This is a genomic window from Pseudomonas sp. m6p, assembly GCF_055760375.1.
On the sequence record NZ_CM147084.1, the window covers coordinates 772,435 to 792,273 of the forward strand.

Annotated in this window: 23 protein-coding genes; 13 read left to right on the forward strand and 10 right to left on the reverse strand. The window is 61.4% G+C overall.

Translation table 11 applies throughout. The annotated features are described in order from the left end of the window. Positions 1-227 precede the first annotated feature (227 nt). The 3 genes from rnd (at position 228) to ACYZUM_RS03705 (ending at position 2,702) form a co-directional block, all read left to right on the forward strand. The gene (gene rnd / locus ACYZUM_RS03695) at positions 228-1,361 is read left to right on the forward strand and encodes a ribonuclease D (protein WP_041070344.1); all 1,134 of its coding nucleotides are present in this window, start codon (positions 228-230) and stop codon (positions 1,359-1,361) included. Continuing rightward, positions 1,358-1,651 carry a YcgL domain-containing protein gene (locus ACYZUM_RS03700; protein WP_003222599.1) on the forward strand — a complete coding sequence of 98 codons (294 nt, stop codon included), beginning with the start codon at positions 1,358-1,360 and terminating at the stop codon, positions 1,649-1,651. Before rnd ends, ACYZUM_RS03700 begins: the two co-directional genes overlap by 4 nt. Before the next feature lie 118 nt (positions 1,652-1,769). After that, complete coding sequence (locus ACYZUM_RS03705) at positions 1,770-2,702, forward strand: D-2-hydroxyacid dehydrogenase (protein WP_041070342.1); 933 nt, start codon at positions 1,770-1,772, stop codon at positions 2,700-2,702. Between the two features lie 81 nt (positions 2,703-2,783). Here ACYZUM_RS03705 and ACYZUM_RS03710 read toward each other — a convergent pair whose 3' ends face one another. Continuing rightward, positions 2,784-3,377 carry a nitroreductase family protein gene (locus ACYZUM_RS03710; protein ID WP_047292309.1) on the reverse strand — a complete coding sequence of 198 codons (594 nt, stop codon included), beginning with the start codon at positions 3,375-3,377 and terminating at the stop codon, positions 2,784-2,786. 165 nt (positions 3,378-3,542) lie between these two features. On the opposite strand from ACYZUM_RS03710, the gene ACYZUM_RS03715 reads away from it, so the two are divergent. Beyond that, positions 3,543-3,992 (forward strand): YcgN family cysteine cluster protein, encoded by a 450-nt coding sequence (locus tag ACYZUM_RS03715; protein WP_086792005.1) that lies wholly within the window; start codon positions 3,543-3,545, stop codon positions 3,990-3,992. Positions 3,993-4,028: 36 nt separating this feature from the next. Next, a complete protein-coding gene (locus ACYZUM_RS03720) occupies positions 4,029-5,258 on the forward strand; it encodes a hypothetical protein (RefSeq protein WP_108181963.1) in 1,230 nt (409 codons plus the stop codon). Between the two features lie 77 nt (positions 5,259-5,335). Here ACYZUM_RS03720 and ACYZUM_RS03725 read toward each other — a convergent pair whose 3' ends face one another. The 4 genes from ACYZUM_RS03725 to ACYZUM_RS03740 all read right to left on the reverse strand — a co-directional run bounded on the left by ACYZUM_RS03725 (position 5,336) and on the right by ACYZUM_RS03740 (position 7,579). Then, positions 5,336-5,713 (reverse strand): YgaP family membrane protein, encoded by a 378-nt coding sequence (locus tag ACYZUM_RS03725; RefSeq protein WP_108181964.1) that lies wholly within the window; start codon positions 5,711-5,713, stop codon positions 5,336-5,338. Between the two features lie 82 nt (positions 5,714-5,795). Continuing rightward, entirely contained in the window at positions 5,796-6,266 is a 471-nt protein-coding gene (locus ACYZUM_RS03730; protein ID WP_007911337.1) for an RNA methyltransferase, read from the reverse strand. A gap of 205 nt (positions 6,267-6,471) precedes the next feature. Further along, positions 6,472-6,843: a YajD family HNH nuclease gene (locus ACYZUM_RS03735; RefSeq protein WP_007944009.1), complete on the reverse strand. Its 372-nt coding sequence runs from the start codon at positions 6,841-6,843 to the stop codon at positions 6,472-6,474. A gap of 49 nt (positions 6,844-6,892) precedes the next feature. Further along, positions 6,893-7,579 (reverse strand): spermidine synthase, encoded by a 687-nt coding sequence (locus ACYZUM_RS03740; RefSeq protein WP_041070327.1) that lies wholly within the window; start codon positions 7,577-7,579, stop codon positions 6,893-6,895. Positions 7,580-7,660: 81 nt separating this feature from the next. Between ACYZUM_RS03740 and ACYZUM_RS03745 the strand changes: the two genes are divergently transcribed. Then, positions 7,661-7,945 (forward strand): hypothetical protein, encoded by a 285-nt coding sequence (locus ACYZUM_RS03745; protein ID WP_108181965.1) that lies wholly within the window; start codon positions 7,661-7,663, stop codon positions 7,943-7,945. Here the strand turns inward: ACYZUM_RS03745 and ACYZUM_RS03750 are convergent. Beyond that, positions 7,942-8,415 carry a cyclic nucleotide-binding domain-containing protein gene (locus tag ACYZUM_RS03750; protein WP_041070525.1) on the reverse strand — a complete coding sequence of 158 codons (474 nt, stop codon included), beginning with the start codon at positions 8,413-8,415 and terminating at the stop codon, positions 7,942-7,944. The two genes, ACYZUM_RS03745 and ACYZUM_RS03750, sit on opposite strands and share 4 nt — an antisense overlap. A gap of 192 nt (positions 8,416-8,607) precedes the next feature. Next, positions 8,608-10,662: a S9 family peptidase gene (locus tag ACYZUM_RS03755; RefSeq protein ID WP_108181966.1), complete on the reverse strand. Its 2,055-nt coding sequence runs from the start codon at positions 10,660-10,662 to the stop codon at positions 8,608-8,610. Between the two features lie 237 nt (positions 10,663-10,899). Between ACYZUM_RS03755 and ACYZUM_RS03760 the strand changes: the two genes are divergently transcribed. From ACYZUM_RS03760 to ACYZUM_RS03770, 3 genes are read left to right on the forward strand one after another with little or no spacing between them, the layout of a single operon-like run. Beyond that, on the forward strand, positions 10,900-11,397 hold the full coding sequence (locus ACYZUM_RS03760) for an MFS transporter (protein WP_086791999.1): 498 nt from the start codon (positions 10,900-10,902) through the stop codon (positions 11,395-11,397). Between the two features lie 15 nt (positions 11,398-11,412). Beyond that, positions 11,413-12,189 (forward strand): class II glutamine amidotransferase, encoded by a 777-nt coding sequence (locus tag ACYZUM_RS03765; protein WP_007969599.1) that lies wholly within the window; start codon positions 11,413-11,415, stop codon positions 12,187-12,189. Between the two features lie 14 nt (positions 12,190-12,203). Beyond that, complete coding sequence (locus tag ACYZUM_RS03770) at positions 12,204-12,746, forward strand: DUF2937 family protein (RefSeq protein ID WP_108181967.1); 543 nt, start codon at positions 12,204-12,206, stop codon at positions 12,744-12,746. A 95-nt stretch (positions 12,747-12,841) separates the two neighbouring features. Here ACYZUM_RS03770 and ACYZUM_RS03775 read toward each other — a convergent pair whose 3' ends face one another. Further along, positions 12,842-13,756 (reverse strand): LysR family transcriptional regulator, encoded by a 915-nt coding sequence (locus ACYZUM_RS03775; protein ID WP_108181968.1) that lies wholly within the window; start codon positions 13,754-13,756, stop codon positions 12,842-12,844. Between the two features lie 158 nt (positions 13,757-13,914). Between ACYZUM_RS03775 and ACYZUM_RS03780 the strand changes: the two genes are divergently transcribed. From ACYZUM_RS03780 to ACYZUM_RS03795, 4 genes are all read left to right on the forward strand, one after another. Continuing rightward, a complete protein-coding gene (locus ACYZUM_RS03780) occupies positions 13,915-15,201 on the forward strand; it encodes an MFS transporter (RefSeq protein WP_041070314.1) in 1,287 nt (428 codons plus the stop codon). Between the two features lie 63 nt (positions 15,202-15,264). Beyond that, positions 15,265-16,017, forward strand: coding sequence for a 5-oxoprolinase subunit PxpA (locus ACYZUM_RS03785; protein WP_108181969.1), 753 nt, complete (start codon positions 15,265-15,267; stop codon positions 16,015-16,017). Beyond that, on the forward strand, positions 16,014-16,718 hold the full coding sequence (gene pxpB, locus ACYZUM_RS03790; protein WP_108181970.1) for a 5-oxoprolinase subunit PxpB: 705 nt from the start codon (positions 16,014-16,016) through the stop codon (positions 16,716-16,718). Before ACYZUM_RS03785 ends, pxpB begins: the two co-directional genes overlap by 4 nt. Next, entirely contained in the window at positions 16,715-17,632 is a 918-nt protein-coding gene (locus tag ACYZUM_RS03795) for a 5-oxoprolinase subunit C family protein (protein ID WP_108181971.1), read from the forward strand. The genes pxpB and ACYZUM_RS03795 overlap by 4 nt, the downstream gene beginning before the upstream one ends. Before the next feature lie 88 nt (positions 17,633-17,720). Here the strand turns inward: ACYZUM_RS03795 and ACYZUM_RS03800 are convergent, their stop codons facing one another. Next, positions 17,721-18,899: a vWA domain-containing protein gene (locus ACYZUM_RS03800; protein WP_027614532.1), complete on the reverse strand. Its 1,179-nt coding sequence runs from the start codon at positions 18,897-18,899 to the stop codon at positions 17,721-17,723. Positions 18,900-18,911: 12 nt separating this feature from the next. Beyond that, a complete protein-coding gene (locus ACYZUM_RS03805) occupies positions 18,912-19,757 on the reverse strand; it encodes an AAA family ATPase (protein WP_003222636.1) in 846 nt (281 codons plus the stop codon). Positions 19,758-19,839: the final 82 nt, after the last annotated feature.

A 19,839-nucleotide genomic window follows, 5' to 3' on the forward strand; every position in this document is an offset into this window, starting at 1 on the left:
GCGCACTTATCGGCAAATCAGATTTCCCCGGTACTATTTAAAAACTAAATATCACTCTCCCCGTGTAGGAGCTGCCGCAGGGTGAGGTTCGGATTCATCTTGTTGCTCACGCTGTCAGACTATTCTTTATCTCTGGCAGGATATTTCGTTACAGCTCTGGTCCTGCGCAGGCGCGTAAAACGCCGGCGGCGATATATACTGCGCGCCATTCTTCAAGGGAGAGCCGTGTGGCCATCGATATTCACTGGATTCGCGACAACGAAAGCCTCGCGCAGCTTTGCGCCGAGTGGCAGCAACTGCCGTTCGTTGCCCTCGACACCGAATTCATGCGGGTCGACACCTTCTACCCGATTGCCGGTTTGCTGCAGGTCGGTGACGGCAAACGCGCCTACCTGATCGATCCGCTGACCATCGACGCCTGGCAACCGCTGGCAGCGCTGCTGGAAAACCCGGCGGTGCTCAAAGTCCTGCATGCCTGCAGCGAAGACCTCGAAGTGCTGTTGCGTCTGACCGGCAGCTTGCCGGCGCCGTTGTTCGACACTCAATTGGCCGCGGCCTATCTGAACCTCGGGTTCTCGATGGGCTATTCGCGGCTGGTGCAGGAGGTGCTCGGTATCGAGCTGCCCAAGGGCGAAACCCGTTCCGACTGGTTACAGCGTCCGCTGTCCGACACGCAGATCAGCTACGCCGCCGAAGACGCGGTGCATCTGGCGGAAGTTTTCGTACAACTGCGGCCGAAACTGTCTGACGATAAGTTCGCTTGGGTGCTGGAGGACGGCGCCGAACTGGTGGCCAACCTGCGCCGTGAAACCGACCCGTACGAGGTCTATCGCGAAGCCAAGTTGGCGTGGAAACTGTCTCGTGCGCAATTGGCGGTGCTGCGTGAGTTGTGCGCCTGGCGTGAAAAAGAAGCCCGCGCCCGTGATCTGCCGCGCAACCGTATCGTCCGTGAACACTCGCTGTGGCCGCTGGCCCGCACGCAACCGGACAACCTCGCGGCGTTGGGCAAGATCGAAGACATGCACCCGCGTACCGTGCGTCAGGACGGCCAGTTTCTGCTTGATCTGATCAAGCGCTCTGGCAGTGTGGGGCCTGATCAATGGCCGCCGGCGGTGCCGGAGCCGTTGCCGGTCGAAGCCGCTGCGCTGATCAAGCAACTGCGCGCCCTCGGCCAGGTCGAAGCCGAGCGTCTGGGCATCGCGCCGGAACTGATGCTGCGCAAGAAAACCCTCGAAGCGCTGGTTAAAAGCGGCTTCCCCGAGGGTCCTTATCAATTGCCTGAGTCGCTGCGTGGCTGGCGCCGCGAACTCATGGGCCAGAAGCTGCTCGACAGCCTGGCCACCGCCGGAGAACAGCCTTGAAACGTATTTGCTCCATTTACCAAAGTTCGAAGAAACCCGGGATGTATCTTTATGTGCTCAAGAGCGATGCGCTTGAGCGCGTGCCCGAGGCGCTGATGGCGGCCTTCGGCAAGGCGAAGCATTCCTTTGACCTGGTACTGACCCCCGAGCGCACACTGGCGCGCGAGGACATCACCGTGGTCCTGGAAAACCTCGACAAGCAGGGCTATCACCTGCAGATGCCACCGGCCGAGGACGAGTACATCGAGCACCTGCCCGAAGAGTTGCTGCGACGCAACGACCCGGTCTGATCTGCGAGGCCCTGTTCTGGGCCTCTTGCCACCCTGGAACTGATTTTACGGCGACGACCGCCACGAAGGAGCACGGCTCTTTCGGCGGTTGCCTGCACGGTTTGCGAAAGGTTTGAAGATGCGCGTTCTGATTGCTGAACACGACCACGCGGTGTACGCCCGGCTACTGCGCCAGATGGCCCCCGAACTTGAAGTCCTGACCAGTGGCGACTCTGCCGAACTGGCGCGTCAGGCTGCCGATTGCCCGGTGTGGCTGGGGCAGCCGGACCTGTTGGCGACCCTGCTGCGTCAGGGCCACCAGCCGCAATGGCTGCAATCGACCTGGGCCGGCATCACGCCGCTGCTCGCTGATGGTCTGCGCCGCGATTACCGCCTGACCCGCGCGGTGGGGATCTTCGGTCAGGTGATGGCCGAATACGTACTGACCTACATGCTCGGTCACGAACGGGAAGTGCTGGCGCGGCTGGTCAGCCAGGTCGAGCGCAAGTGGGATAACCGCACCGGCCAGAGTCTGGTCGGGCGCAAGGTGCTGATCGTCGGGACCGGCGATATCGGTCAGAGTGTGGCGCAGTTCCTGCTGCCGTTTGGCGTCGAGTTGTACGGCATTGCCAGCAGCGCGCGTGAGCAGGCGCCGTTCATCGAAGTCGGTTCGATGGCCGATCTGCCACGGCTGGTGGGCGCGGTCGATTACGTGGTCAACCTGCTGCCGAACACTGCGCACACCCACGATATCTACGATGCGGCGCTGTTCAAGCAGTTCAAGCCGACCGGGTTGTTCATCAACGTCGGACGCGGCGTGGCGGTGGTGGATGCGGATCTGGTGGAAGCCTTGAAGGAAGGGCATCTGGCCGGTGCGGTGATCGACGTTTGCCGTCAGGAGCCGTTGCCGCAACGCCATCCGTTCTGGACTGCCTGGGGCCTGCTGCTGACTGGACACAGCTCGGCGCCGACGTCGCCGGCGTTGATGGTGCAGTTGTTCGTCGAGAACCTGAAGGCGTATCAGGCGGGAGAAGCGTTGCGCGGGGAAGTGGATTTCAACCGCGGTTACTGAGGTGTAATCAAAAGATCGCAGCCTTCGGCAGCTCCTGCATTGATCCCAGTAGGAGCTGCCGAAGGCTGCGATCTTTTGCGTTTAAAGGGTGAAGTTGCCTTCCGCCGCCAGCTCGCTCAGCGGACGACGCGGGCTCGGCTCCTCACGGGCCTGCAGGTACTCGGCCAGGGTCGCCTTGTCACCCAGCTTGCCGACAGCGACCGCCGCATGCAGCGCATAACCTTGCGGAATATTCAGCTCCTTGCGGGTCAGCTCCTGATCGAAACCGGCCATGCCGTGGGTGTGCCAGCCGCTGATGCTCGCCTGCAGCGCCAGGTGGCCCCAAGCGGAGCCGGTATCGAAGGTGTGCCACAGCGCCGGGGTCTCTTCGCTGGCACCGGGTGCGGTGAAGGTGGTTTTCGAAATCACGATCACCAGCGCCGAAGCGTGTTGCGCCCAGCTGCGGTTGAATTCATTCAGCAGCCCCAGGAAGCGTTCCCAGTTCGGCGTGTCACGGCGCGCATACAGAAAACGCCACGGCTGCGAGTTGTACGCCGAAGGCGCCCAGCGTGCGGCTTCGAAAAAACTCAGCAGGGTTTCTTCCGGGATCGCTTCGCCGGTGAAGGCACGAGGCGACCAGCGATCGGTGAACTGCGGGTGAATGGCGTAATCGGCAACGCGAGGGTTGGCACTCATCAAAAGATTCCTTGCTGTGTTTGCGTCATGAATTCGTGGCAAAACCCTACTGGGCGGCGATTCGGCTGACAAGCGCGATTTACCGACAGTCGCCAGCGCTTGGCCCGCAGGGCCTTGGGCACTAGACTGGCGGCCTTTTCACCACCTGATGTTGATGCTTGAGCCATGGCCGCCAAAGTCGAACCGTTCTGGAAACGCAAAACCCTCGAGCAACTGGATCACGAGGAATGGGAATCGCTGTGCGACGGCTGCGGTCTGTGCTGCCTGCAGAAACTCGAAGATGAAGAAGACAACAGCGTCTACTACACGCGCATCGCCTGCAAACTGCTGGACCTGAAGACCTGCCAGTGCAGCGACTATCCGAATCGCATCAAGTTTGTCCCGGACTGCATTCAGCTCACTCCGGGCCAGGCCGAATCATTTAAATGGCTGCCGCCGACTTGCGGTTATCGCCTGGTCAGCGAAGGCAAGGATCTGCCGCTGTGGCACCACTTGGTGTGTGGCGATCGTGACGCTGTGCACCACGAACGGATTTCCCAGTCCGGACGCATGCTCGCCGAAGGCAGCGTGCCGGAGGATGACTGGGAAGATCACCTGATTTTCCGCGCCGGTTAAGCACCAAGGGTTTCCAGGATTCAACAAGGAGTGTGTATGGCTGGGGGATTGCTGCGGGCATTGCTGATCGCCCCGCTGGCGCTAAGCGCACCGGTGTGGGCGGCAAAGAAAGTCGATCTGGATTACCACGTGCGCCTGCTGCCGCAAAGCGATCAGGCCGAAGTGCGCCTGACCCTGGCCAAGGGCGAAGCGGTACGCAGCCTCGATTTTGACCTAGGCGATGGCAGCCACTACAGCGACTTCAAGGCCGATGGTCAGTGGCAATTGTCTCCGGGCAAGCACGCTCGGGGCCTCTGGCGTCCGAGCGGCGACAAGCCCAGCCTGACTTACCGCGTCAGCATCAGCCACGGCCGCAAGAGCGGCAGCTTCGACACGTGCATGACCCCGACCTGGGCGCTGCTGCGCGGTGATGATCTGGTGCCGCCGGCCCGGCTCGATCAGCAGGATGGCGTCGAGCTGGTGTCACGTCTGCAATTCGAACTGCCCAACGGCTGGCAAAGCGTCGAAACCGCCTGGCCGCGCATCGGCAAAAACACATTTCGCATCGACAACCCTTCACACCTGTTCGACCGCCCGACCGGCTGGATGCTCGCCGGTCACCTCGGCAGCCGCCGCACGCGCCTGGGCGAAACCGAAGTCACCGTGGCTTCGCCGCAAGGGCAGGGCATGCGCCGCATGGATGTGCTGACCTTGCTGACGTTCATCTGGCCGCAGGTGCAAGCGGTCTATCCCCGGCATCCGAAAAAATTGCTGATTGTCGGCGCCAACGACCCGATGTGGCGCGGCAGCCTCGGCGCGCATGAATCGATCTATCTGAATACGCGCTTGCCGCTGGTCAGCGAGAGCGGCAGCAGTGCGCTGGTGCGTGAGCTGGCGCAGGTGTTCGGGCGCATCAACGATGAACATCGCAGTGACTGGATCAGCGAAGGCTTTGCCGAGTATTACGCGATCGAGCTGGTGCGCCGTGCCGGCGGCATGAGCGATGAGCGCTATCAGGCGTTGCAGGCGAAGTTGACCCGGGACAGTCAGAAGGTGACGACGTTACGCGGCGAACAGATCAGTGCGGCGCAGCTTGCAAAAGCGGTGATGGTGTTGCAGGAACTGGATCGCGAGATTCGCTTGAAGACGCGCAACAAGCGTTCGCTGGATGATGTGTTGCGCGGGGCGATGCATCTGGGGGCGGTGAGTACTAAAGAGTTTGTGCAACTGGCTGAGAGCGTGCTCGGCGAGACCTCTAAAGTCCTTGATACCGCATTGTTGCAGTAAAGATCAAAAGATCGCAGCCTGCGGCAGCTCCTACACCAATCTCTGTAGGAGCTGCCGCAGGCTGCGATCTTTTGCTTTTAAACCCCGGCTTTCGGTGATTTCACCGAATCATTACCGGTAACGGTGGCGGTCTTGGTCGCCGCCTCGGCATTGGCCTTGAGCTGGCTCAGTTCTTCACCGGCGCGCTCGATCTTCGCCCGCACGTTGTTCATGTCCTGACGGCTTTTCTCCAGCAGGCTCTTCACCGAGCTGTGCCCGGTGATGCCACGGGCCATCGCCACGCCGCCAATCGCCACTTGAATCAGACCGAACACGCCGCCACGGCGCAGGCCCTTGCCAACCATGATCACGCCACCGGCCAGCGAGCCGATGCGCTCCCAGCCCTGGACGTTCTGCTCGGTGGGGCTCTGGAACGGGGTGGAATCGATACGTTGGACGCGTTTGAGTTCGGTCATGATCTGTCTCCCAGGCAATGTGCAATAGATAGATAAGCTGACTGCCGCAGCGCCCGGCTCGTTCCATCGGATGTGCGACGTTTCAGCGGAATTTCGGTCCCGAGCGGGTGTTCAGGCCTTTGGCCATGCGGTCGTAGAGCACCACGTTGACCGTCGCCGCCAGGTTCATGCAGCCGGTGGTCGGGATGTACACAACGTCTTCGCACCAGTCGCGGATCTCTTTATCCAGCGAGCCGTCTTCCGGGCCAAAGATGTATAGCGCGCGATCCGGGTGGGTGTATTCCGGCAGCGGGCGGGCGCCCTCGACCAGTTCCACGGCGACCGGGACGCAGTTGAGCGGGAGGATCTTTTTCAGGTCGTCGATGCCGATCAGCGGGATGTCGTAGTGCACACGCTTGGTGTCGGTGACGAAGTCGGCGGCGCGTTCATAACGCTTCCCGGTGTAGAACACCGACGCCACGCCGTAACAGCCTGCGGCGCGCATCACCGAACCGACGTTCTCCGGTGATTTGGGGTTGTACAAACCAATGCAGCTGTAACGTTTGTCTGCCACGAGCGGGGTGCCTTCGGGAAAAAGAGGGCGATTATACGGGGATTGGGGGAGGGCGGGCAGATTCGAGATCTGTGGTGTCTGGTCTGGCCTCATCGCTGGCAAGCCAGCTCCCACAGGTATCTCGGGTGTTCACAAAATTTGTGAGCGACCAAAATCATTGTGGGAGCTGGCTTGCCAGCGATGGGGCCAGTAATGGCAATGAAGATCAGTCTTCTTTTTTCATCAGGCCGGCGAGGGCGGCAAACGGGTTATGCGTGGCCTTGGCGATTTTCGGTGTGCTCAGCGAGCCTTCGCCGAAATACTGCTGGTCGGTGTAGCGCGAGTGCTCATTGTCGTGGCAATACAGGCACAACAGTTCCCAGTTCGAGCCGTCCTGCGGGTTGTTGTCGTGGTTGTGATCGCGGTGGTGTACGGTCAGTTCGCTCAGGCGCTTGCCGGAAAACTCACGGGCGCAGCGGCCGCAGACGTGCGGGTACATCTTCAGGGCCTTGTCGCGGTAGCCCATTTCCTTGTCGCGCTGGTTGTCGGCAAGGATGCGATCGAGCTTCGACGTGTTGGTCGGGGTGGACGAACTCATGGGTTCACCTTAGTAAAAAGACTAATGACGGTTATGTGCAGAGTTTAGCTCAGCCCTTGAGCTTCTCGGCAATCCAGATCGTGTGGCGGGTGCCCTTGTTGCCGTGGGCGAACACCTGGACTTCCTCGGCCTTGAAACCGGCCTTCTTCAATTTGTCGGAAAACTGCCGGTCGGCGCTGGCCGACCACACCGCCAGCACGCCCTTGGGCCGCAGGGCCTTGGCGCAGGCGTTCAGACCGGCGGCGGAATACAGCCAGCTGTTGGCCTTCTGGGTCAGGCCTTCGGGACCGTTGTCGACGTCGAGCATGATTGCGTCGAAGCCGTTCGGCTCGCTTTGCAGGACCTTGGCGACGTCGTCCTGGCGGATCACCGTGCGCGGATCGAGCAGCGGGCGCCCGGACTTTTCCCCGAGCGGGCCGCGGTTCCACTCGACCACGCCGGGCACCAGCTCGGCGACCACCACTTCGGCGCTCTTGCCCAGATGCTTGAGTGCCGAGGCGAGGGTGAAGCCCATGCCCAGACCGCCAATCAACACCCGTGAATTCGGCCGTCCGGCCACCTTGCGGCAAGGAATCTCGGCTAGCGCATCTTCCGAACCGTGCATGCGCGTGTTCATCAATTGCCCGCCGTCGCCGCCCTGGATCTTGATGACGAAATCCTCGCCATACTCGAACAGGCACAGGGCGCCGCCGCTGTCAGGGATCGGCGTGGTGTCGAGCAGAACGAAACGTTTCATGGAAATCTCTACAAGGGGGGAAGGCAAGCAGGCCCGTTGGGAGTAGCCTGAACGCAGACTAGAGGCCAAACGGAGCCCTTGATGAAGCGCATCATTCTAACGGCCATTGCCCTGGCCGCGCTCGCGATTACTGCAGTGCAGGCGCAGCAGACCATTCCGGTCAGCCCGACGCCGCAACCCGGCTCGCCGGGTACCGCTACGCCAACACCGTATCCGCAAATCACCCCGATCAGCGCACCGAAGGCCGGCGCCGGCAGTGGCAGCCCGCCACTGGTGCCAATCGAAATGCCCAGCCCGCCAAGCAAGGATCAACCGGTGCCGGGCATCGAACCGAACAGCACCAAGGCCAAATCCCCCGGCGGTTAAACCTGTTGCGCCGCCAGTTGGCCGTCGGCCATGCGCAGGCGTTTGGAAAGGGACACGGCGAGGGCGCGAATGATCTTGGCGGCGATCTTCGGCGCGTCGTTGAGCATTTTTTCCAGCGAGTCCTTGCCCAGGTTGAGCAGTTGGCAGTTGCTCGCCGCAACGCAGGTCGCCGAACGGCGCTCACCATCGAGCACCGCCATTTCGCCGAACGCCCGACCGCTGCGCAGGGTGGCCATGGTGATGACCTGGCCGTCAGGGCCAGTTTTCTGCACCGCGACCTGACCGGTGTGGAGGATGCACATGAAACTGCCGGCATCGCCCTCACGGAAAATCGCTTCACCTTCAGCCACGGTGCTAATGCTGAAGTAGCCCGAGGCCGCGGCGAAGTCCGCCAGTTGCAATTGATCGAACAGGCCACAGTCCATCAGCCAGTCGCGGATTTCGTTGTTCAGTAAGGTCGGTTCTGACATGTCGTTGCGGTCTTTATTGTTTTCACATTTTCAAGGCACTACACGATCCCCTGTAGGAGCTGCCGAAGGCTGCGATCTTTTGATTTTGAAAGGCAAGATCAAAAGATCGCAGCCTTCGGCAGCTCCTACACGGGTTCATGAGTATCGGCCTCTTGGGTCTGGAGTTAAGACCCAAGTGACCGATGGAGTTCCTCAGGCCAGGCCCAAAACCTTGAACACAAATGCATATTCGAGCGCTACGTCACGTAATCCCTGGTAACGCCCGCTCATGCCGCCATGCCCGGCGCCGTGTTCGGTCTTGAGCAGTAGCACGTTGTCGTCGGTCTTGGTCGCGCGCAGTTTTGCCACCCACTTGGCGGCTTCCCAGTACTGCACGCGGCTGTCGTTGTAGCCGGCGATCACCAGCATTGCCGGATAAGCCTGCGCGGTGACGTTTTCGTATGGCGCGTACGCCTTGATCCGCTCGTAGACGTCCGGCTCTGCGGGGTTGCCCCACTCGTCGTACTCAGTGACGGTCAGCGGCAAATCGGGGTCGAGCATGGTGTTGAGCACGTCGACGAACGGCACTTCGGCAATCGCCACGCGGAACAGGTCCGGACGCTGATTGAGCACCGCACCAATCAACAAACCGCCAGCGCTGCCACCGCTGATCGCCAGTTTTTCAGCGGTGGTGATGCCGTTGAGGATCAGAAATTCGGCGCAGGCAATGAAGTCGCTGAAGGTGTTGTGCTTGTGCTCCTGTTTGCCGGCGCGGTACCACGCTTCGCCCAGCTCACCGCCGCCACGCACGTGGGCGATGGCGAACGCCATGCCGCGATCCAGCAGGCTCAGGCGCGCGTGGGAGAACCACGGGTCGAGACTGGAGCCGTAGGCGCCATAACCGTACAGATACAGCGGCACCGGTTTGCCGACCATTTCGCGTTTCATCACCAGACTGATCGGCACCTGCGTGCCGTCCGGCGCGGTGGCCCACAGGCGTTGGCTGACGTAGGCGTCGGCGTCGAACGGGCCGAGCACCGGGGTTTCTTTCAGGACGGTTTGTTCGCCGCTGTCCAGCCGTAACTGCCGCACCTGCGCCGGACGATTCAATGCCTCGTAGCGCAGACGGATGCGGTCGCTTTCGAACTCCAGGCTGTTCTGCACATAAAGGCTGTAAGCCGCGTCCGGCAATTGCACGCGATACGGCGTCTGGCCCTGTGGGTGAACTTCGATGATCGGCAGACCGCCTTCGCGCAGGCTCAGGGTCATGGCCGCCGTGTTCAGTGTCACGCCGTCGAGCATCACTGTGTCGCTGTGCGGGATCAGGTTCTGCCAGTCGGCCTCGCTCGGCACCACACCGGTGTCCGGCGCCTGATACAGGGCGAAGTTGATGCCGTCGCGGTTGGTGCGGATGAACCAGGTCCACGCGCCATCCAGCGCGCCGTGGTCGACATCGTATTCGTGATCCTCGACCCGGGGCGCCAGGCAGGTGAAGGGCAGGTGCGGCTGATGCGCGTCCAAGGCCCAGACTTCGCTGGTGGTCTTGCTGCCCAGGGTCAGCAGCAATTGCTGCTCGGAGCTGGAGCGGTAGCAATGCAGGAAGAAACGTCCGTCCGGCTCGTGGAACACTTCTTCGGCAGCGGTGCCGTCGAGGCGATAGCGAAACAGCTTGTGCGGGCGATGGGTGTCGTCGAGCACGCCGAAGAACAAGGTCAGGCTGTCGTTGGCCCAGGTCATGCTGCCGTCGCAGTCCTGGAATTCCAGCTCGCTGACCTTGTCGCTGGCCAGTTCCTTGACGAACAGCGTGTAGATCTCGTCGCCCGAAGCATCGACGCTGTAGGCCAGGCGCTGGTGATCCGGGCTGATGCTGAACGCGCCGAGCGAGAAGAAGCCGCCGTTGGCCAGCACGTTGGGGTCGAGCAGCAGTTGCTCGCGGCTCTCGTCGAGGGTCAGGCTGTCGTCGGCCGGACGCGGGCAACGGTAATGGCGGGCGTACTCGTCACCCGCCGTGGTGCGCGTGTAATACAGATACGGGCCCCAGGGCGAGGGCAGGGACAGGTCGGTTTCGAGGATCCGGCCCTTGATCTCTTCGAACAGGCTTTCGCGCAGGCCGGCCTGATCGGCGGTCTGTGCTTCCTGATAGGCGTTTTCAGCCTTGAGGTAGTCGAGCACCGCGTCGGCGTCGCGTTCCTGCAGCCAGGCATACGGGTCGGCACCAGCAGCCTTGTGGGCGATCGGGGCGCGGATGACGTGGGCGGATTCGGGCATGGAAGGCTCTCGGACAATATTCGGAATAAAGGTTTTCGCAGCTCTTGAAACCATCGCACTCTCCTGTGGGAGCGAGCTTGCTCGCGAAGGCGTTCTGTCAGATGACATTTGTTTCACTGACCCGACGCTTTCGCGAGCAAGCTCGCTCCCACAAGGTTTGCTGTTGGCCGTCTGGCATTGGGACAAGCCTGACAGGCGAAAAGTCGTTACTATAAGCGCCTCTTTGCCTGCCTTGCCATGGACACCATGACCGAGAACGACTATCTGATCGCCTGGGGCCTCTACGCCTTCGCCGCTGTGGGCTGCCTGTTGGTATGGATGCGCCTGACCCGCTGGATGTGGCGCTGGCTGCGCGAGCCGCTGCGGGTGCTGATGGCGGTGTTGCTGTTCAGCCCGACCATCATTGATCCGGTGAAAGCCAAGGTTGCACCGTCGATCGCCATTACTGCGCTGGATCTGGCCTTCAAGGTCGGCAACAACGCCTGGCGGGCGATTTCCGACCTGTTCATGTACGGCATGATTGCGTTCGGCATCTACCTGATTTTCGTGCTGATCCGCTTCCCGATCGAACGCGCCTCACGCGCCCGTCGCGAGCAGGCCGAAGCCGCCAAGGCCGCGGCGCGTGCCGATGATCGCGACGACGATCAGCCGTTCGGCGCTGCCGGTGATGACCGCTACGGTCGCCCGCCATTGCCGAACAATCCGCAGCGCATGCGCGTCGAGCCGCGTCTGTAATCACGAGGTCAGCACATGTGTGAACTACTGGGCATGAGTGCCAACGTGCCGACCGATATCGTGTTCAGCTTCACCGGCTTGATGCAGCGCGGCGGGCGTACCGGCCCGCACCGCGACGGCTGGGGCATCGCCTTCTATGAAGGGCGCGGTCTGCGCCTGTTTCAGGACCCGGCCGCCAGCAGCGAGTCGGAAGTCGCCAATCTGGTGCAGCGCTATCCGATCAAGAGCGAAGTGGTCATCGGCCACATTCGTCAGGCCAACGTCGGCAAGGTCTGCCTGTCCAACACCCACCCGTTCGTCCGCGAACTGTGGGGCCGTAACTGGTGTTTCGCGCACAACGGCCAGCTCGCCGATTTCACCCCGATCAAGAGCTTCTACCGCCCGGTGGGCGACACCGACAGCGAAGCGGCGTTCTGCGATTTGCTCAACCGCGTGCGTGCAGCCTTCCCGGAACCGGTCGATATAGAAGTGCTGCTGCCGGATCTGGTTGCTGCCTGCGCCGAATACCGCAGCAAAGGCGTGTTCAACTGCCTGCTCAGCGACGGCGACTGGCTGTTCTGCTATTGCTCGACCAAACTGGCACAGATCACCCGGCGCGCACCGTTCGGCCCGGCGCGGCTCAAGGATGTCGATGTGATCGTCGATTTCCAGGCGGAAACCACGCCCAATGACGTGGTTACGGTGATCGCCACCGAGCCTTTGACCGAAAACGAAACCTGGACCCGTTACCAACCGGGCCAATGGAGCCTGTGGCGACGCGGCGAATGCGTCAGCCAGGGCACGACCGAATAAAGGATCTCTCCTCGATGTTGCTCAGTTATCTACGGCTGGTGTTGTTTGCGGCGGGCCTGTTGATCGGTGTCCAGGTGCCGGGGTTCATCAACGATTACGCCAAACGCGTCGAAGCCCATCTGATCGAAGCGCAGACCGCTCTGCGCGGTTTTCAGGGCACCGCCGAGCAGTTTTTCAAGGGCGACTTGCAAGCGCTGGTCGCGCACTACCGCGCCAGTGACGACCCGGTATTTCGCAGCGATGCCGACAGCCTGAGCACCTTGCTCAACCGCCAGACAGCGCTGGATAAACAGTTCCAGGCGATGCAGGGCCCGTGGTACATCCGCTTCCTGCAAGTGGTGCTGGCCGCCGACCCGGACATTCGCAAGGAAACCTGGAACGGCTACAGCTACCAGATCCTGCTGACCCCGGAAGCGATGATCTGGGGCATGAGCGGCGCGTTGCTGCTGTCGTTCGGCATCGAGTGCCTGATTCGTCTGATTGACTGGGTGGTGCTGGGTGGCCGGCGTTTGCGCCAGAGCCGGCCGATAGAAGATCGCGACGTGCGCGGCTTGTAAAAGGTCTAGAGCAAAAGATCGCAGCCTGCGGCAGCTCCTACAGGGAAACGCATATTCCTGTGTAGGAGCTGCCGAAGGCTGCGATCTTTTGCTTTTCAGCTACTCAAAACAATGTACTTTTCACCGACCTTGCGCGCATACCCCGCCAGCACCTGCTGACACAACGTCACCATCTCCTCGACCCACTCCACGCCAACTCGCCACGACACCACCACCTGCAAATCCGACGGTCGCAGATCGATATCGAGCAAGGTCAATTCCCCCCGCGCCAATTCCTCGGCCACCAGCACCGGCGGCAGTACGCCAATACCAAAACCGTCACGCAACAGCCGGGTGATCGCCGACACCGAATTCACGCAGTTCAGGCGCGGAGCCAACACACCGTTGGCCTGCATCAATGCCAGCAGATCCTGATGCGGTCGGGAGTTTTTCGAGTAGGTGATGATCCGTTCCTGCGCCAATTCACCGAGGTCGGCGTAGTCACGGTTGTAGATTGAGTTGCTCGCGACGATCCAGCCCAGCGGATGGCTGGCCAGCTCGAGGCTGCGCACGCTTTCGTGGCGCACCAGATCGGTTTGCAGAACGATGTCGAGAAAGCCTTTTTGCAGCTGATCGCAGAGATTCAGCGAGGTATCCGCCACCAGCTCGATTTCCACCCGCGGATACCGTTCGGTCATCTGCGCCACCAACGGGCTGAGCCAGGTGTGGATTACCGTGTCCATCACGCCGATGCGCACCCGGCCGACCTTGCTCGAGCGGGTCTCGATTGATTGCTTGAGCGCCGACATCGTATCGAGCATCTGCTCGGCGTAATCCAGCACTTTCAGGCCTTCGGGCGTCAGGCTGACGCCGCGTGAGTCGCGCAGAAACAGCTTCACCCCCAGCTCGCCTTCGAGCACCGCGATGCGGCTGGAAATCGACGCCTGGGTGGTGAACAGCTTGTCGGCGGTCAGGCGAAAACTCTTCAGCCGGGCGACCCAGACAAAGGTCTCGAGAAACTTCAGGTTCATGGCAACGGCTCGGGTGACAAATTTTTCTTATGCCTAAGGCGGGTTTTTATTCGTTGGACGCAGCAGGGCCGGGCGACGAAAAATCGGCGCATCCGGTTCCCACGATAGGCGTCGTCGGAACTTCGAACAAGACCAATAAAAGCCTGCGGAGACTTGCCATGCGTGCGCCCGACACCCTCGACCTCCCCAAGAGCACGGCCCGTCCAGGACCGTTCGACTGGTATCGCAATATCAATCAGCAAGAGCGTCGCACCTTCTGGAGCTGCAAGATCGGCTATGGCCTGGACGGCATGGACACGCAGATGCTCAGCTTCGTGGTGCCGACCCTGATTGCCATGTGGGGCATCACCACCGGGCAGGCCGGGCTGATTCACACCAGCACCTTGATTGCCTCGGCCATCGGCGGCTGGGTCGCGGGGATTCTCTCCGACCGCATCGGCCGCGTGCGCACCCTGCAACTGACGGTGCTGTGGTTCGCTTTTTTCACCTTCCTTTGCGGTTTCGCGCAGAACTACGAACAGCTGCTGATCGCCCGCACCCTGATGGGCTTCGGTTTCGGTGGCGAATGGACCGCCGGCGCGGTGCTGATCGGTGAAGTGATCCGCGCCAAGGATCGCGGCAAAGCGGTGGGCATGGTGCAATCCGGATGGGCGCTGGGGTGGGGGCTGACGGCGATTCTGTATGCGTTGCTGTTCTCGGTGTTGCCGCCGGAAGAGGCCTGGCGGGCGCTGTTCATTCTCGGCATCGTCCCGGCGATTTTTGTGATTTTCGTCCGTCGGCTGGTGAAAGACCCGGAAATCTACCGCGAAGCCAAGGCGGCGCAAACCCCGGAAAACCCGGCGAAGTTCTACGAGATCTTTGCCCCGGGCATGCTGTTCACCACGTTCCGCGCCTCCTTGCTGACCACCGGTGCACTCGGCGGTTACTACGCGATCACTTCGTGGCTGCCGACCTTCCTCAAGAACGAGCGCGGTTTGAGCGTGCTCGGCACTGGCGGGTATCTGGCGATGGTGATTGTCGGCTCCTACGTCGGCTATGTGATCAGCGCTTATCTGACTGATCTGCTCGGGCGAAAAAAGAACTTCATCCTGTTCGCGGTCGGCTCGTTCACCATCGTCTTGCTGTACACGCAAATGCCGGTCAGCAATGGCGTGATGCTGTGGTTGGGCTTTCCACTGGGCTTCTTCGCCTCGGGGATTTTCAGCGGCATGGGCGCGTTTCTCACCGAGTTGTTTCCGACGCGGATTCGCGGTTCGGGGCAGGGTTTCTGCTACAACATCGGCCGGGCGCTGGCGGCTCTGTTCCCGCTGCTGATTGGCCTGCTCAGCCAGAAGGTGCCGCTGAGCGTGGGGATCGGTGCGTTTGCGGCGGTGTCCTACGGCGTGGTGATTCTGGCCGCGTTGAGCCTGCCGGAAACCCGTGGCAAGCAACTGGATGCGCAGTAACTGATAACCTGCCGGGCAAGTGTCCTACAGATAAAAAGACCAGAAGCTACAGGAGTGTTCACCGTGAGCCGCCTGCTATTGAACTGTGACATCGGCGAGAGTTTCGGCAGCTGGACCATGGGTCTGGACGCCGAAGTCATGCCCTTCATCGACTGCGCCAACGTGGCCTGCGGCTTCCATGCCGGTGACCCGGGCATCATGCGCAAGACCGTCAGTCTGGCCCTGAGCCACGGCGTGCAGATCGGCGCACATCCGGCCTATCAGGATCTGGTTGGCTTCGGTCGGCGTTCCATGGCTTATTCCGCGCAAGAGCTGCAAGACATCCTGCATTACCAGATCGGCGCGCTCGACGGCATTTGCCGCGCGCAGGGCGGGCGAGTCAGTTACGTCAAACCCCACGGCGCGATGTACAACGACATGATGGCCAACCTGGCACAGTTGCGTGCGGTGATTCAGGCCGTCGCTGCTTACGATCGCAGTTTGCCGCTGATGTTAATGGCCACCCGCGACAACGCGGCGGCGCAACAGCTCGGCGACGAATATGGCGTGACCCTGTGGTTCGAAGCCTTCGCCGACCGCGCCTACGACAGCGCCGGCCGACTGGTGTCGCGGCAACTGGCGGGCGCGGTGCATCACGAACCAGAAACAATCATCGAACAGGCCCTGACCATCGCCCGTGGCGGTGAACTCGTCGCCAGCGACGGCAGTGCGCTGCATCTGCAGGCCAACACCTTGTGCGTGCATGGCGACAACGCCAGTTCGGTGGCCGCCGTGCAGCGCATTCGCGAGGCCCTGAATCAGCAGAGCGCGCCATGAGCCCACGGATTGAAGTGGTGGCCCTCGACTGCCTGATGTTGCGCCTGTTCGATGAAATTGCCGAAACCAACATGCCGTGGATGCTCGCCGCCAGTGAGCGTCTGCGCGCGGTATTTGGCGCGCAGTTGATCGACTTGGTGCCGTCCTACACCACGTTGATGGTGCATTACGACCTGACTGCGTTGAGCCCGAGTCAGGCCCGGGAACTGATCGCTGAAGCCTTGATCGACCTGTCGCCGAATGCGCGTACCAGCGGCCAGTGCCATGTGTTGCCGGTCTGGTACGACCTGAGTGTCGGCCCCGAACTGAGCCTGCTGGCGCAGCGCAGCGGGTTGGCGGTGGAGGAGGTGATCCGCCGTCACAGCGCTCGTGAATATCAGGTGTTTGCCCTCGGCTTCGCACCGGGATTCGCCTTCATGGGGCTGGTGGAAGAAATTCTCGCGGCGCCACGCCTGGACACCCCGCGCAAGAAAGTCGCGGCCGGCAGCGTCGGTATTGCCGAGCGGCAGACCGCGGCTTATCCGGTGGTGTCCCCCGGCGGCTGGAACCTGATCGGCCGCACCCCGGCGAAACTGTTCGACCGCCATCGCGACGGCTACAGCCTGATGCAACCCGGCGACACCGTGCGTTTCGAAGGGGTGAGCCACGCCGAGTTCGTCAACCTGGGCGGCGATGATACGCCACTGGAGGCGCTGGCATGAGCCGATTGACGATTGAGGCCAGCACGCCGCTGTGTTTGTTGCAGGACGCCGGGCGTTTTGGCGTGCGCCATTTGGGCGTGACTCAGGGCGGCGCGGCAGATTGGTGTTCGATGAACTGGGCCAACTGGCTGCTGGGTAACCGGCTGGATCTGCCTGCGATCGAAATCACCCTCGGCGGATTTGCCGTGGTGGCGCAGGACGACTGCTTGCTGGCGCTGGCCGGCGCTGATCTCGGTGCGCAGATTGATGGGCAGGCGCTGGCGCCGTGGCGCAGTTTCAAACTGGGCCAAGGGCAAACATTGAGGTTCACCCAACCGCTGCTCGGCGCCCGGGCTTATCTGGCGGCGCCCGGTGGTTTCGACGCGCCGCAGGTGCTGGGCAGCAGTGCCACGGTGGTGCGCGAAGAACTCGGTGGATTGGATGGTATGGGGTTACCGCTGACCAAGGGCGCGACATTGAGTTATTGCGGTGCGGCGCTGCAGGTGCGTGAAGTGCCGCTGGCGCATCGACCTGATTTGCGCCTCAATGCACCGCTGGATCTGGTGCTCGGCGCACAGATCGGCCAGTTCAGCGGGCAGAGTCTGTTTGATGTGTTCAACAGTCCGTGGACGCTCGACAGTCGCGCCGACCGCATGGGCATTCGACTGTTGGGCAAGGCGTTGCAGTACCAGGGCCGGCCGATGATTTCCGAGGGCATTCCGCTGGGCGCGGTGCAGGTGCCGCCGGACGGGCAGCCGATTGTCTTGCTCAATGATCGGCAGACGATTGGCGGGTATCCACGGTTGGGAGCGTTGACGCCGTTGGCGCTGGCGCGACTGGCGCAATGTCTGCCAGGGGCGCAGGTGCGGTTTAGGCCGGTGGTGCAGGACGTCGCACACCGCGAGCATGTCGAGTATTTGCAGCGCTTTGGTTGAAGATCAAAAGATCGCAGCCTTCGGCAGCTCCTACATGGAAACGCGAATTTTTCTGTAGGAGCTGCCGAAGGCTGCGATCTTTGGCTTTTTATTTGGACAAAAACCGCATCCCTTCCTCAAGCCCACGCAACGTCAGCGGATACATCTGATCCTCGATCAAATCGCGCACGATATTGGTCGACGAGGTATAGCCCCACGTGTCCTTCGGATACGGATTGATCCAGATGAGCTTCTTGTACTTTTCCATGAAACGCTGCATCCACAGGTATCCCGGCTCTTCGTTCCAGTGCTCGACGCTGCCGCCGGCCTGGGTGATTTCGTAGGGCGCCATGGCGGCGTCACCGATGAAGATCACTTTGTAGTCGGCGCCGTACTTGTGCAGCAGATCCTGCGTCGAGAAGCGTTCGGACGTGCGGCGCATGTTGTTCTTCCACACCGATTCATAAATGAAGTTGTGGAAGTAGAAGTACTCCAGATGCTTGAACTCGGTCTTGCACGCCGAGAACAACTCCTCGCAGATCTTCACGTGGGCGTCCATCGAGCCGCCGATGTCGAACAGCAGCAACAGCTTCACCGTGTTGCGCCGCTCCGGGCGCATTTGGATGTTCAGCAGGCCGGCGTCTTTGGCGGTGTGGTCGATGGTGCCGTCGATGTCCAGCTCTTCCGCCGCACCTTGCCGGGCGAATTTGCGCAGACGCCGCAGAGCAACCTTGATGTTGCGCGTGCCCAGTTCCACCGAATCGTCGAGGTTCTTGTATTCGCGCTGATCCCAGACCTTGACCGCTTTGCCCTGACGCTTGCCGGCATCGCCGACCCGAATGCCTTCCGGGTTGAAGCCGCCGGAGCCAAACGGGCTGGTGCCGCCGGTGCCGATCCATTTGTTGCCGCCGGCGTGGCGTTCCTTTTGTTCTTCGAGGCGCTTCTTGAACTCTTCGATCAGCTTGTCGAGGCCACCGAGGGACTGGATCTGCGCGCGTTCCTCATCGGTCAGCGAACGCTCGAATTCCTTGCGCAACCAGTCTTCGGGAATCAGCGCCTGCAAGTGATCGTCGAGCTTTTCCAGGCCATTGAAGTAGGCGCCGAACGCACGGTCGAACTTGTCGAAATGCCGTTCGTCCTTGACCAGAATCGCCCGCGACAAGTAGTAGAACTCGTCCATGTCGGCGAAGGTTACGCGCTGCTTCAGCGCGTTGATCAGGTCGAGCAGCTCGCGCACCGACACCGGCACCTTGGCGGCACGCATTTCATTGAACAGGTTGAGCAACATGGCATCAGCCTCTTAGCGAGAACCGCGACGGCTCATGAACGCCAGGCGCTCAAGCAACTGCACGTCCTGCTCGTTCTTCACCAGCGCACCGGCCAGTGGCGGAATGGCTTTGGTCGGATCGCGCTCGCGCAGCACCGCTTCGCCGATGTTGTCAGCCATCAGCAGCTTCAGCCAATCGACCAGCTCGGAGGTCGACGGCTTCTTCTTCAGGCCCGGCACCTTGCGCACGTCGAAGAACACGTCCAGTGCTTCACTGACCAGATCCTTCTTGATGTCCGGGTAGTGCACGTCGACGATTTTCTGCAGGGTGCTACGGTCGGGGAAGGCGATGTAATGGAAGAAGCAGCGGCGCAGGAAGGCGTCCGGCAGCTCTTTCTCGTTGTTCGAGGTAATGATGATGATCGGGCGCTTCTTGGCCTTGATGGTCTCGTCGATCTCGTAAACGTAGAACTCCATCTTATCGAGTTCTTGCAGCAGGTCGTTGGGGAACTCGATGTCAGCCTTGTCGATTTCGTCGATCAGCAGAATGACGCGTTCTTCGGACTCGAACGCCTCCCACAACTTGCCCTTCTTCAGGTAGTTGCGCACGTCGTGGACTTTTTCGTTGCCCAGTTGCGAGTCGCGCAGACGGCTGACCGCGTCGTACTCGTACAGGCCCTGATGGGCCTTGGTGGTGGACTTGATGTGCCAGGTGATCAGCTTGGCGCCGAACGATTCGGCCAGTTGCTCGGCGAGCATGGTCTTGCCGGTGCCCGGTTCGCCCTTGACCAGCAGCGGCCGCTCCAGGGTGATGGCGGCGTTGACCGCCAGCTTCAGGTCATCGGTGGCGACGTAGGCCTGGGTGCCTTCGAACTTCATCTGCTAATCCTCGAACGGTAACGCCGACCTGCACGGGCAGGGCGGGGGCGAAAAAATCGGATGCCCCGACTATAACGCGCAG